This is a genomic window from Dictyobacter sp. Z7_2, from assembly GCF_057551105.1.
This window is the reverse complement of record NZ_BAAJPE010000002.1, coordinates 3100263-3113033: the sequence shown is the minus strand read 5'-3', so window position 1 is coordinate 3113033 and position 12771 is coordinate 3100263. Positions and strand designations below refer to the sequence as shown.

At 52.6% G+C, this 12771-nt stretch carries 10 protein-coding genes; 5 read left to right on the top strand and 5 right to left on the bottom strand.

The genetic code is table 11. The features are described 5' to 3' along the window. Positions 1 to 8: 8 nt before the first annotated feature. Complete coding sequence (locus AC27N8_RS26600; RefSeq protein ID WP_487071094.1) at positions 9 to 620, top strand: molybdenum cofactor guanylyltransferase; 612 nt, start codon at positions 9 to 11, stop codon at positions 618 to 620. Between the two features lie 16 nt (positions 621 to 636). Here the strand turns inward: AC27N8_RS26600 and AC27N8_RS26595 are convergent, their stop codons facing one another. The 3 genes from AC27N8_RS26595 to fni all read right to left on the bottom strand — a co-directional run bounded on the left by AC27N8_RS26595 (position 637) and on the right by fni (position 7441). Further along, entirely contained in the window at positions 637 to 5667 is a 5031-nt protein-coding gene (locus tag AC27N8_RS26595; protein WP_487071092.1) for a DUF5724 domain-containing protein, read from the bottom strand. A gap of 15 nt (positions 5668 to 5682) precedes the next feature. Further along, entirely contained in the window at positions 5683 to 6168 is a 486-nt protein-coding gene (locus AC27N8_RS26590; RefSeq protein ID WP_487071090.1) for a hypothetical protein, read from the bottom strand. 100 nt (positions 6169 to 6268) lie between these two features. Beyond that, the gene (gene fni, locus AC27N8_RS26585) at positions 6269 to 7441 is read right to left on the bottom strand and encodes a type 2 isopentenyl-diphosphate Delta-isomerase (protein WP_487071088.1); all 1173 of its coding nucleotides are present in this window, start codon (positions 7439 to 7441) and stop codon (positions 6269 to 6271) included. A 235-nt stretch (positions 7442 to 7676) separates the two neighbouring features. On the opposite strand from fni, the gene AC27N8_RS26580 reads away from it, so the two are divergent. Continuing rightward, a complete protein-coding gene (locus tag AC27N8_RS26580) occupies positions 7677 to 7850 on the top strand; it encodes a hypothetical protein (RefSeq protein ID WP_487071086.1) in 174 nt (57 codons plus the stop codon). On the opposite strand, the gene purB is transcribed toward AC27N8_RS26580, so the two are convergent. Next, positions 7805 to 9115: an adenylosuccinate lyase gene (gene purB / locus AC27N8_RS26575; protein WP_487071084.1), complete on the bottom strand. Its 1311-nt coding sequence runs from the start codon at positions 9113 to 9115 to the stop codon at positions 7805 to 7807. The two genes, AC27N8_RS26580 and purB, sit on opposite strands and share 46 nt — an antisense overlap. 534 nt (positions 9116 to 9649) lie before the next feature. Between purB and rpmE the strand changes: the two genes are divergently transcribed. The 3 genes from rpmE to AC27N8_RS26560 all read left to right on the top strand — a co-directional run bounded on the left by rpmE (position 9650) and on the right by AC27N8_RS26560 (position 12513). Beyond that, positions 9650 to 9856: a 50S ribosomal protein L31 gene (rpmE, locus tag AC27N8_RS26570; RefSeq protein ID WP_487074758.1), complete on the top strand. Its 207-nt coding sequence runs from the start codon at positions 9650 to 9652 to the stop codon at positions 9854 to 9856. Positions 9857 to 9953: 97 nt separating this feature from the next. Next, entirely contained in the window at positions 9954 to 11468 is a 1515-nt protein-coding gene (locus AC27N8_RS26565; RefSeq protein ID WP_487071082.1) for an MGDG synthase family glycosyltransferase, read from the top strand. A gap of 22 nt (positions 11469 to 11490) precedes the next feature. Next, entirely contained in the window at positions 11491 to 12513 is a 1023-nt protein-coding gene (locus AC27N8_RS26560; RefSeq protein WP_487071080.1) for a DUF1385 domain-containing protein, read from the top strand. 73 nt (positions 12514 to 12586) lie between these two features. Here the strand turns inward: AC27N8_RS26560 and AC27N8_RS26555 are convergent, their stop codons facing one another. Continuing rightward, the gene (locus AC27N8_RS26555) at positions 12587 to 12757 is read right to left on the bottom strand and encodes a hypothetical protein (protein ID WP_487071078.1); all 171 of its coding nucleotides are present in this window, start codon (positions 12755 to 12757) and stop codon (positions 12587 to 12589) included. Positions 12758 to 12771: the final 14 nt, after the last annotated feature.

Here is a 12771-nt window from a genome sequence, read left to right as displayed (position 1 = left end):
AGTACCTTATGCAAAACACGCATGTAACAGGCATCATACTCGCCGGGGGGCAGAGTTCCCGCATGGGACGCGATAAAGCACTTCTGCCCCTGACCGGTATGCAATCCACCACATTTGTCTCCCAGCTAGCCATACAGCTCCACAATACCTGTCAGGACGTTATTCTCGTCGCCCGCGATGCCAATCAAGCTGCCAGCTATATCCCCCAGATTCCAGATACGGTCCGCATCGTCACCGACCAGATCCCTGATATAGGGCCGCTGATGGGTCTCTATAGCGGTCTGGCTGCTACTCACACGGCGCAAGCCTTCGTCATCGCCGTCGACATGCCACTGCTCCAGCCGGCCCTGCTTGAATATATGCTCTCACAAAGCGCTGACGACACTATTGTTGTCCCCATCATCGCCAACACGCCCCAGGTCCTGCTTGCCATCTATCCACGCAGCCTGCTTCCTCTGATCGAGGCACGCCTCGCCGAAGGACGACGTGATCCTCGCTCATTACTACAGATGGCTCCCCATGTCCATCATATCGATGAAGCGCAATTGAGACTCATCGATCCTCAACTGCGCTCCTTTGTCCTCATCAACACGCCGGAAGAATTCTCCACCCTATTTTAATAGCCTGCGTGACCTCTCAGCGTAGCTGCTCCAGGATTGTTGGATCTTTGATCTCCTGATCACGAGCCAGCGTGACAATTTTGGTGACCACTTCGGCCGTTTTAGGATCATCATCGGCGAATGGCAGGAAGAGACGGCCTCGATGTTGCGTGTGGACAGGGATGATACAGAGCGCTCCACCCGGCTGCCGGTGGACAGTTCCACTGCTCAGATGCACACTATAATTGCCCATCGTTCCCTTAATCAGAGCGTGAGCGCTTTGAAGGGTGACATTTTGCAGTCCCAGCAACAGGCACATCTCACGCACAAGCGTGGTACGCATTTCAACGGTCGAGGCGCTGCTCTCAGGATCAACACCCGAGCTCGCTGCCACGCTGACAACCAGATCCAGATCGCGCATCACCTCGCTAAAGATGCGTGGTGGCACCTGTACCAACGGAATATTTTGTCCACCAGAGCGTTTTGTAAAGTAAACATAATCCAGAGCCTCCCCCGTCCCGTCAGCAGAGAAAAAATCGGATTGAGAAACGACGCAGACTGTCACGCCTTCACGCTGGAAAGTACGATTGGCATCACAGGAATCATAAGAGGAGATCCATCCACGCTGTCCCAGCAGCGCCTGCGCTTGCCTGGGCTGGACCTGATGGCCACTATACCGCCAGGAACAAGCATCATCACCATTACGGACCTCGTTGGCCGTATAGAGATAAAGCTCACGAAAGATCTGCTTAAAGGGTTGTGTCCGCCTGGCCGTAAAGCATTCATGCTGCCAGTCAGACCAGGTAGAGCTTTCAAACAGATCGGTTGGATGCGCCAGACGCAGATCTGTGGCGAGCTGATCGATCTGTCTCAGACTTCCATCGTGCGAAACAAAAGAGAGCTCTGGACCTGCTGATCCCTCCAGAAGCCGAGGGTAACCAAGGATATCTTTACTGGTAGCGCGCAGAAAAACAAGGCTACGCAGCAGGCGAGAGAGAACGGGATGCTCCAACAGCTTCAGCATCTCAGAGGCAGTGAAGAGATCTCCACGGCACATCGCAGCTTCCAATCCTGAGCGCATACGCGAGATCTGACGCTCAATCTCGCTCTTGTGTTCCAACAGCGTCACGATCTCAGGCCGCTTCTTGAGCGCGGTCGGCAACAATTTAAGCAATCTGGACGCCCCTTTGATAATGTTCAGAGAGGGCTCTGCTGTGATCTGATCGAGTGTCAGGGTCACCTGTATATCATCAACGACTACACGATGAGAATCTGAGCGCAATTCGCCCCCGACCAGCGTCTCCATAGCCCATTGCAGGCGAATAAGATCAGGATAGCCTGCTGTACGCGCCAGATGCTCCAGTCCAATCGTCACAGCAATCTTCTCATTCTCACGGCGCTGCACTCCAAACTTACGGCTGCCACGCAAGAACTCTTGCAGTGCCGTATAGCGGGCCTGGATAGTAGCCTGACGTGTATCATCATCCGGTAAAGGCAATAGTCCGAGAGCACGAGCAGCATCCTGCATGCGCTTCACATTGAGTCTCTGAAGGATCTCACTCTCTATGAGCTTCCCAAGCATAGCATCGGCAAAGAGACGTGCACGCCCATATCCTGATCCCTCGGATGCATATTTAGCCGCAGCATAGAGCCGCTCCCAGCGAGCTTCCCCCAGAGCGGTATAACAACGCCAGAACCAATCTACATCGGCAGCCCCATCCCCTAACTCTTGTGCTGTCAAAGATGTACGCTGAGCAATTTGTGCCTGCCGAGCCGCTTGTATCTCTTGCTCATCAATACTCCAATAACTATCTCTAGTATGAGCCAAGATCCACCAGACAGCATCTTCAAAACAGGGCCAGTTCAGAAATGCTTCGATCAAACTTGCCCATTGGGGAACGTAGACAGCAACAGCAATCAAACGCTCAATATCGATATTCATAGCCTTGATGAGACGAGCAAATTCAGCAGGAGTATCTTCGGATGTGGGATAAGAGATACGCAACAAACGATTGAAGACTACACCCTTACCGTTATCAGAATCAAGGTTGTTACGAGAAAATTCAGCAGGAGAGAGCAACGAAAGGATACGCACAAAGAAAGCCGCTCCATAAATAGAGCGCAATGATAACGCCAGATCTGTCGCTGCGGTTGGTAGCTCACCACGTTCTAGCTCCACCTCCAAAATACGGGTGCTGATAATGGGAAGCAACTTTTGCAAGATGGGATACGTCTCTAAAAGAGGATCGGGAGGACGCTGCGAGAGTTGTATCAGATCTGGACTACACACATTATGAGTTCCTACGGAGGAGTAGCTTAACTGCTCGAGGAGATCAGCCTCGGTAGCCGCTCCAACATGATAGGCCGCTAGCACAACCTCCAGATGAGGACGCTGGCGTTCCAAACCATCTAAGGGTTGGTCGAGCCAATGAAGAAGACGCCAGTAACGCTGATAATGGGAAGGAGTCCAGACGCCCGCGTACAAACTCATATAACGCTTGAGGATAGCCAGACTTGCTTCGCTCTCCACCACTTTACGACGTTCGCTACGGAGATAGGCACTCGGAAATTCAACCTTCTCTTCCTGACGTATCAACTCTAACTTCAGGCCTTCAGGAGAAATAGCAGCCATGCGGGTTTCTGCAACATCAAGCAAAAAGTCTAGCATGGCGCCCGATATACCACGCAGGTGAAGCAGCCATTCGAGCAGAGCACTCACGATCTGAATATATTGCGAATCCAGAGTTGGCTCTATAGCAATACGTTCCTCTCCTGGCAGATTCTGAAACCACGGCATAAAGAAATTTACTATGATTTGTTGATGCGCATATAGTGAGCCTCGTAGCAACTCTAAACCATCACTATCTCGCTGATCAGCAGGGCGAGTACTCTCCCATCGCTGCCATACATGAGCTAATGGGAAGTTGGCACAAGGGTCTTCAGATCGTTGTGCTTCATAGACAATACCATTAAATTCATGAGGCGAATTGCCCAAAAGCACCTCATGGCGACCTTGCCAATTATGAATCACCAAAGGGGTCGCCTGATGCTCTTCAACCAGAGCATCGAGTGCGCTCAAGCAAGCCAGAGCCGCAGCAGTCCGGAGCTCAAAAGTAGGCTTCTGGGGCGCAATACGTGGCGAGCAATCAGCCAGAGAGATAAGGCCTAAGACATTCTCGCGGGTACGGATTGGCACTTCCTGAGATCCAGCAAGCATGAGCAGCGCGCCAACCAGAGGAGTCTCTTCAGGAGAAAGGATCTCCCGGCTCTGTTGATAGGTCCGGACACGCTCCTGGCAAGCCCGGATAGCGCGTCCCGCATGACTAATCGTATGCAGCAAATCCAGGCCAGCGAGTCGTTGTAGCGCGTGCGAGGAGGCAAGCAAACGATCAGCACTGGCCAACACCTGATCATCGGTCGCTTTGCTGAGCAATTTAATCACGTCCTGACGTACATCACTACTCTTGCGCGTGAGCAGATCCTCTAAAATCATGATCGCCGCAGGTACAAGTGGACGCTCAGAAACAATATCGAGGATGTGCGATCTCACCCAGGTCGTGCGATTCCCAACATGACGATAAAGTATGCTAAGGACAGCATCATCCCATACAGATAATGCAGCCAGCAAGTAGGCGGTAGAGAGGCGACAGTGCTCATCCATGCGCGAAAAATAAGGAATCAGTCGCCGGGGGGAGCGATCGCCAAGCACGGTACACATCAGTGAGAGAACAGTTGCCGGGTCCGACTGGATACGCAACCATGGCCAGATACCACTGGCGATAGTTTTAGCATTGGCCTTCAGACGTGGCAGCAGCAGTTCCAATCGCTCAAAGAGGTCCGGGGGAATAAACGAGGCAGAAGTATGATCGTCATTGGCTGAGGAAGCGGGCATATTTCGTGCTCGGAGAAGGTGGGCGATACCACGAACTGCCAATAAGCTCACACGCAAATCTGGATCGGCCAACTGTGATGCGAGGAGATTCAGAGTGGCGGGCAGTGCCAATGCATTCAGCACATACGTCGCGACACAACGACGCACAGCCAGCGGATCAGAGAGAAGTGGCGATGCAATCGTGACAGCCGTGGTAGCATTTTCAAAAGCGCTCACCCAGAGAGCAAAATAGAGCTGTTGAGGATCTCCCAGTGCTAAAAATTCCTGACGCAATTCAGCATCATCAAACAGCTTCAGAATGACTATAAGACTATCACGGATAGCGTTACCCTCCGTGGCCTCCCAACGCATCCCCAACCAGGCATTGAGAATATGCACAACCGCACTAAAACGCAATAAATTATGCTCTAAAATCAATTGGAGCAGACGGCGAAACGCTTGAGGATGTGCATTATCTGCACTCTCCAGGATCATGAGTCGCAGACCCTCCTCGCGCTGAGCCGCGAGCAGCAATTGCTCAATGCAAGACCAGCCCTCTGGACGTGAGGCTGTGAGTAGCGCAATGGTGATCGCTCTGTTGATTACGCTCGTTGCATGCTTGCCATGAGCTATAGCTAACAGGGTATCAAAGAATGTAGCCTCTGCCGATGCTTCTGTATCGATAATAGCGGCAAAAAGGATACCGATATTGCGTTGATCAGTAAAATAATGAGAGTTGTCGGCCAACCACTGAAAGTCTTTATCGCGATACAAAGGAAGAAAACTCAGCATAGATTTAAGCCAGGTGACACGTCTATGAAAGACCGCATCGTTGTCGCCGGGAGCGCGAAAAAGATGGCCAGCCTGATAATTGCGCTGCCCCAATAACTGCCAGGCAGCTTCTAATGCGACTGCGGTCCCGGGCACGATCGATGAGAAGATAGCCAGGCGACTTTTCGCAGCAAGCTTATGCAGTAAATGAAAGTTATGATCGATAGATTGCTGATATTGAATGGTTTTTTCTTTATTACCCAGATATACATAAGGTTTGCCATGTTCATCATGATCCAGCAACGCGTAGGCGATGGGCTGTAGATCAGCAGGGAGTGCGGCGCGAATAGCATCAAGGCAACTTTGTAACCAATGCGGGGTTTGCTCATCTTGCAGATATTGCCTGGCCTCTTGGCGCGTAAGCATAGATAAAATCTCTTTCTAGCCACCGATGAGAGCGACAAGGCGAATAAAAGTAACAGTACTCCCGGGCTTAATCAGGACCTCGTCGTCAAGTGAGCGCTGTTGCAGACCATTGAAAAAGACAAAGTAGAGGCCATCATCAAAGGCTTGCCAGGCAGTCACAATAGCTTCCTGCTTATCTATCAGATGCTCAGGACGTGTCGAGACCAGATCTGGTGGTCCTCCGGGCGTAATCTTGCCCCTGGAGGCACCATCAGCAATCTGCTGCGGGCTCAGTACTCTGAGCAGGCGATGCACTTGTTGCCGCTGACGAAAAGCGTTGACCTCGCTCTGCACGATATAAGCAATCAGGTCACGTAGTCGAAAAAGGGAGCTAGCTGCTGTGGATGGTTGTGAGGGAATGGCGGCGGGTAATTCAATCTGCCAGGCAGGCTGGAGTGAGGAGCGTTGCCCGATAATCCTGGCTTCGACAGTGATAGTACTGGTAATATCAGATATGTTCATGGATATCCTTCCCGATAAATCCTTACATGCATATAAAAAATGCAATCTGGAGATCTCTTCTCAGGAAGGAGAGAAAAAACGGTCAGGGCATGACCATGCCCTATTCGACAAGTTTTGGCGCTTCGGGGATAAATATTGCTGTCTCTTGTTGCATACGTCGCCAGCGTCGTTGCGCCATCGCTTTGAGCTCCTCATCGAAGCCGCGCAAAGAGAGCCATTCACGCGTAGCGCCAGTCACCACAACATCGACCTCCTGTAGCTGGTCAAGATTGGCTGCTCCACTGAGTTGCATCGCAACTCTCATCTGCTTGATAGTGCTCTCAATCACCTCGCAGACACATTCATAACTCTGGCTGGCGGCTTTCAGGAACGGGAAGCCGATGCCAACTAAGGAGGCCCCTAAAGAGAGCGCACGAGCGGCATCGAGTCCGTTGCGGACACCTCCCGTGGAGATGAGCGGTAGGCGAGCGGTCCCGGCTTCAACGATGGCGATAGGTGTAGCAATCCCCCAATCCTTGAAGAGCAAGCCAGTCGTCATCGTCTGCTCATCGCCTCGCGCCTGTGAGCGAGCCGCCTCCAGCGCCGACATACTACTCCCGCCAGCACCGCCGACGTCGATCGCCGAGACTCCACAGGAGCGGAGCAGGAACGCTTGCTCTCGACTCACTCCGGCCCCCGTCTCTTTGGCGATCACAGACAGCTCAATCTCCTGAGTGAGTCTTTTGAGCGCAGCCGCCTCACCGAAGGCGTTATGATCTCCCTCCGGTTGCGCAGCCTCCTGCAAGCTATTCATATGGACAGCCAGAGCGTTCGCTCCGATCATCTGGATCGCTTGCCGCACCTGCTCGGTGGTGAAGGGATGATGTCCTGTCTGAGGGATGAGTTGAGGCGCTCCAATATTGGCGATCAGAAAGGCGTTGGGAGCATTTTCACGCGTCACGACATAGCTATCGGCAAGCTCGGGATTGAGAATAGCGGCGCGTTGACTGCCCACACCGAGTGCTAATCCATAGTGCTCGGCCGCACGTGCGAGGTTGCGGTTGATGTTTTTGACGTCGGGATGCCCTCCAGTAAGCGAGGACATGAAGATGGGATAACGTAATGTATGTCCCAGAAAACGTGTGCTTAGATCAATGCGATCCAGATCAACCTCCGGCAGAGCCTGATGCACAAAGGTAACATCGTTCCAGTTCGCTCGCTGTGGAGCCGATACGTCGCGTTCCAGAGCGATGTTGACATGCTCAATCTTGCGCTGCGTGACTTCGTTCGCCATAATTGATTAACGATCCTTTCTCTATCTCTCAGTAATGTGACGCACGAAACTGCCATAAAGAGTAGTCAGGAACGCGGCGAGGGAGTTTTACGTATGTAGATTCCCTCACTTCAGGCACACGAGATACCTTTCACCCCACGGAACGAAAGCCCGCCGACGTAGCGGCGCGGCTCCGCCGTGCTGTCTGTGACTCGTACGAAACGGTTCGCTGCGTCTCTCAAGGAAGGCGATCTCAATGGAACATCATAGGAAACGTTATCGTACGGGACGTGACAGCACGGCGGAGCCGCGCCGCTACGTTTGCTTGCTTGATCTCTTCGGTGGGAGAGTCAAGCAAGCAGGCGAAGCACAATTTTTTGCTACTTACAAATTAATGCGTTTAAAAGAGACATCGATGTATTTGGTGTAATAATCGGTGTTGGTGAGCTCTTCAAGCTCCGGGCGTGTGAGATATCCGGCAACTTCTTGATCTTCGCTGAGTGCGTCGACCAATGCGGCCCCTTTGATGGCTCCCTGACTGGTCTGCGCCCAGACTTTCTTGGCGTTGCGCTGGACGATCTTGTAAGCTTCCTGGCGTCCTACACCCTTGTCGATGAGGGCAAGCAGGATACGCTGCGAGAAGACAAGCCCACCGGTCATGTTCAGGTTGGCAAGCATGCGTTCGGGATCGACCTGGAGTCCACTGATGACGCGGGTGAAGATGTGCAACATGTAGTCGAGCAAGGTACAGGCATCCGGGATGATGATACGCTCGGTCGATGAGTGGCTGATGTCTCTCTCATGCCAGAGGGCGACGTTCTCCATAGCGGTAATAGAGTATCCACGCAGCAGGCGAGCCAGTCCGCAGATACGCTCACAGAGTTCGGGATTGCGCTTATGAGGCATCGAGGAGGAGCCTTGCTGTCCAGCACTGAACGGCTCGAAGGCTTCGCTGAGCTCCGTACGTTGCAGGTGACGGATCTCTTGAGCCATCTTCTCAAGTGAGCTGCCAAGCAGAGCCAGCTCTGTCATAAAGTGGGCGTGGCGGTCGCGCTGGATGATCTGATTAGAGATCGGAGCGACGCCCAGTCCCATCTGCTCGCAGACGAACTCCTCGATCTGAGGTGGAACAGAGGCGTGCGTGCCAACCGGTCCTGAGATCTGGCCCACAGAGACTTGTTCGATGGCGGCGGCCAGACGCGTCTGATGACGGCGCAGTTCATCGACCCAGAGAGCCAATTTGAGTCCAAAAGTCATTGGTTCCGCATGGATACCATGTGAGCGTCCTGTGATCAAAGTGTATTTGTGCTCGACAGCCTGCCTGGCTACAGCATCGGTCAGCTCGACGAGTCCCTGCGTCAGGAGCGCTCCGGCTTCTTTGAGCTGGGCGGCCAGGCCAGTATCGAGAACGTCCGAAGAGGTCAGGCCCAGATGGATGAAGCGTCCTTCGGGTCCGAGCTGCTCCTGAATGGAGCGCAGAAAGGAGATCACGTCGTGATGCGTCTCTTCTTCGATCGCTTGCATGCGCTCGGCGTTGTATTGTGCCTGACGAATCTTCTCAATGGCATCCTGGGGAATCACTCCTTCGCGAGCCCATCCCTCACAGGCCAACAGTTCAACTTCCAGCCACTTGTCCGTTTTGTGCTTGGATGACCAGATGGCTGCCATTTCTGGTCGTGAATATCGTTCAATCATAAAAAGCTAAATCCCTCAATGTGCTAACTGCAAATGTGCCTGATCTCTAGAGATAATCAGCGGCAAGCTACTTGGAGCGCTCACACAAATCATAAAAACCTCTGTAAAATCTCAGCTGTGTTGTCCTGTTGTAGTGTATCACACAAGCGAAATATGCTCCTCTCGTCTTCCTGATGAGCGTATCCTTTCAAAGAAGCCGGATCTGTTGAGCGCGATTGACGACTTTTGAGGAAGGAAATCTTGAGGGCATAAACTAGAGACCATCGGTGTTATATATGATAGAATAACGTAAAGACAATTGCGATCAGTATCACTGGAGTCTGTTCTCAGCAAGAATAGCCGATCTCTAGTGAGGCATAGGATGTTGATACGAGAATGCACCTTGACTAAGAGGTGCCTTCCATGTACAATCATGCTTGCATTGCTATAAGCATTTGGTAAGGTAGACGAGGTGGGGAAGAGCGCTCTATAAGGAACATGATAGGGTTGGTCCTTCCACGCAGCGCAGCCATAGGTAATAAATCGGGAGATATGATGAAAGCAGCGATCCATCCAAATTATATCGAGTCCACAGTACAATGTGCTTGTGGCAACAGCTTCAAGACAATGAGTACGAAGCCTGTTCTGAAGGTCGATGTGTGCTCGAAGTGCCATCCATTCTTCACAGGTCAGCAACGTATTCTTGACTCTGCTGGTCGTGTTGATCGTTTCCGCAAGCGTTTCAATTTGCAGGATGAATAATCGACACGTGGGCGGTAAGTTTATAGGGATAAAGGTGTATTTATGGACACCTTTATCCCTATTTCGCTTTGTAGAACGTTCGAATTCACTATAGGGGGTGAGTCAACTGAGCGATCCAACCCAAAGAACAATTCTTTTCCTGATTGCCGATACTGGTGCTGGACATCGTAGTGCGGCTAATGCGATCAATAACGCCATCCGTCTGATTGCGCAACAAGAGCAGGAGGACTGGCTCGCACGTCATCAAGGGGACTCGTTAGTGGATGGCGCTGCTTCAGACCAGGACGACTCACAAACAACAAAAAACGATCCACCACCCTCGACGTATCGCGTCGAGATTGTTGACGTCTTTGAAGAGTATAGCCGCTTCCCATTACGCGAAGCCGTCAAGCTCTACGGCCCGGCGATTCGTTACAACCCCAAGCTCTATGGAGAGGTATTTCGTCGCAGTAATCGCGAAGGCTCAGTAATGACGATGTCTTCCCTCGCCAGCCCACTTATTTTGAATGGCTTACTACGACTCTTCACTACAATCCAACCTGATGTCATTGTCTCTATTCATCCCATCATTAATTTTGTCACGATCCGTGCCTTGCGCCAACTTGATCTACGTATTCCATTCATTACGGTCGTCACGGATCTCGTCAGCTTGCATTTCTCCTGGTTTGCGCCCGGCGCAGATGAATATATTGTCCCCACAGAGCAGGCCAAACAACTCTATCTCAAGCGAAAGCTTGATCCGAAACGTGTCCAGATGCTTGGCATGCCCATCGATCCCAAATACACGCTCGAAGTAGAATCAAAGGCCGATCTGCGACGCAAATTCAGTCTCCAAAATGATCTGCCCGTGGTATTACTGGTGGGCGGCGGCGATGGGGCCGGCGGACTCCATGCAGCGGTACGCGCAATTTCACAGGCTCATCTGCCCGTGCAACTCCTGGTGGTGACCGGACGTAATAAAAAATTATACGCCCAGTTACAAAGGACCCGTGCGCGTTTACATGTACCCGCACGTATTCTAGGCTTTGTCAACAATATGCCCGAACTGATGCATGCATCCGATGTGATTATCACCAAGGCTGGTCCAGGCACGATCTGCGAGGCTCTGGCCTGTAATCTACCCATCATCTTGAGCGGCTATGTTCCCGGTCAGGAAGAGGGCAATATCGATTACGTCGTCCATAATGATGTTGGCGTGCTGGCGATGGATGCTGTGACGCTGGTCGATGAGTTGCGTCGCTTGATCAAACCAGGCTCGCCCGAGTTGCGACGTCGGCTGGCCAACGCACGCAAGCTCAGTCGACCGTCATCATCATTTGACATCGCCCATCACATCATCAAGTTCTTGCCGGAGCCTGGTAAACCCAGCATCTGGCAATCGCGGGGCTCCCAGATTGTGCGGCAGCGCATGTCTGGACGGTTACAATCAGCGATCCGTCTACGCCGCTCGCACAACCAGATACCCAGAGCAATCACGTTAAAAACCCGCATACCGAAAGTCAGTGCGAAGCGCTCGGTTGCACGTCTCTTCTCCAAGACACGCGATATCTCTACGGAGGGGCCTGAGCAATTGCCAAAGCCATCATTACGTAAGATCATCGACTGGATCTGAGGAAGCGAAAGGATCTGCTGTTATGGCAAAATTTTATTATGGCGGTCAGGCAATGATCGAAGGCGTCATGATGCGCGGCCGCAAATCGGTAGCCGTAGCGATCAGGCGTCCAGAAGGCGATATCTATCTGCATAAAGAGGCTCTTGAGCCAAAGATTTATCAGAACAAATACTTACGCCTACCTTTCCTACGTGGCATCGTACTCTTATGGGAAATGTTGGTACTTGGGACGCGCTTGATGACTTTTTCTGCTAATATTGCAACAGGTGCCGTTGATCCTGCCACCCTAGCGGCCGAGAACACTCAGGATAAGCAACCTCAAGCCGCTACGACTCCCACTGCGAGCGAGGCTCAGGATGAGGAGAAACCTGCCGCCCTCGGTGGAGCGGCATTAGCATTGGCGATGGTTATCCCACTGGGTTTTGCTGTAGCGATATTCTTTGTACTACCTCTGCTGCTCACCAGTCTGCTTCATAATCAGATCGGCACGGGCTGGCTCAATGTACTGGTTGAAGGACTTATTCGTCTGGCATTATTGCTCATCTATCTGATCCTGATCGGTCGGCTAGCCGACATCCAACGCGTCTTTGGCTATCATGGAGCGGAGCATAAGGCGATCAACACCATGGAGCAGGGATATCCGCTGGATGTGGCACATGTGCGTCAGGCTTCGCGGGTCCACACACGCTGCGGAACAGGCTTCCTCCTGCTGGTGATGGTCGTATCGATCGTGGTCTTTGCCCTGGTGGGAGCGCCATCGTTGCCGATCAAGATCATCTCGCGCATCGTCCTGATCCCGGTTGTGGCAGGGATCGCTTATGAGATTATGCGTCTGGGAGCCGCAAATTATCGCTTTCGGATCGTCCGCTGGCTGATGGCTCCCGGATTGGCCCTGCAAGGTCTTACGACGCGTGAGCCCGATGATAGCATGATCGAGTGTGCTATCGCTTCGTTAGAATGCGTCATGGCCAGAGACGCCGAAGAAGAGTCGCCTGCCAGCGTCGAGAAAGATGAGACGTCAGCACCGCTCGCCGCCAATGCCTGACCCGTAAACCGCGCCGATGTAGCATCGGAGACGTACATCCAAAACAGGTTTGCGGATCTGTGGGGTGATAGGCTCACCGACGTAGCGGCGCGGCTCCGCCGTGCTGTCTGTGGCTCGTACGGCAACGTTGCCCATGGCGTTGCATTGAGAGACGCCCCCAGGCCGAATCAGACGAGCCACAGACAGCACGGCGGAGCCGCGCCGCTACGTCGGTGAGCGTTGACGCCGGGAGCCAATGGGTCATCCTGGTTACATTGT

Coding starts and splice junctions, on each gene's coding strand:
- fni (WP_487071088.1), bottom strand. CDS start 7,441: ATGGCGAACGAAGTCACGCAGCGCAAGATTGAGCATGTCAACATCGCT.
- AC27N8_RS26560 (WP_487071080.1), top strand. CDS start 11,491: ATGGCAAAATTTTATTATGGCGGTCAGGCAATGATCGAAGGCGTCATG.
- AC27N8_RS26595 (WP_487071092.1), bottom strand. CDS start 5,667: ATGCTTACGCGCCAAGAGGCCAGGCAATATCTGCAAGATGAGCAAACC.
- AC27N8_RS26600 (WP_487071094.1), top strand. CDS start 9: ATGCAAAACACGCATGTAACAGGCATCATACTCGCCGGGGGGCAGAGT.
- AC27N8_RS26580 (WP_487071086.1), top strand. CDS start 7,677: ATGGAACATCATAGGAAACGTTATCGTACGGGACGTGACAGCACGGCG.
- purB (WP_487071084.1), bottom strand. CDS start 9,115: ATGATTGAACGATATTCACGACCAGAAATGGCAGCCATCTGGTCATCC.
- AC27N8_RS26555 (WP_487071078.1), bottom strand. CDS start 12,757: ATGACCCATTGGCTCCCGGCGTCAACGCTCACCGACGTAGCGGCGCGG.
- AC27N8_RS26590 (WP_487071090.1), bottom strand. CDS start 6,168: ATGAACATATCTGATATTACCAGTACTATCACTGTCGAAGCCAGGATT.
- rpmE (WP_487074758.1), top strand. CDS start 9,650: ATGAAAGCAGCGATCCATCCAAATTATATCGAGTCCACAGTACAATGT.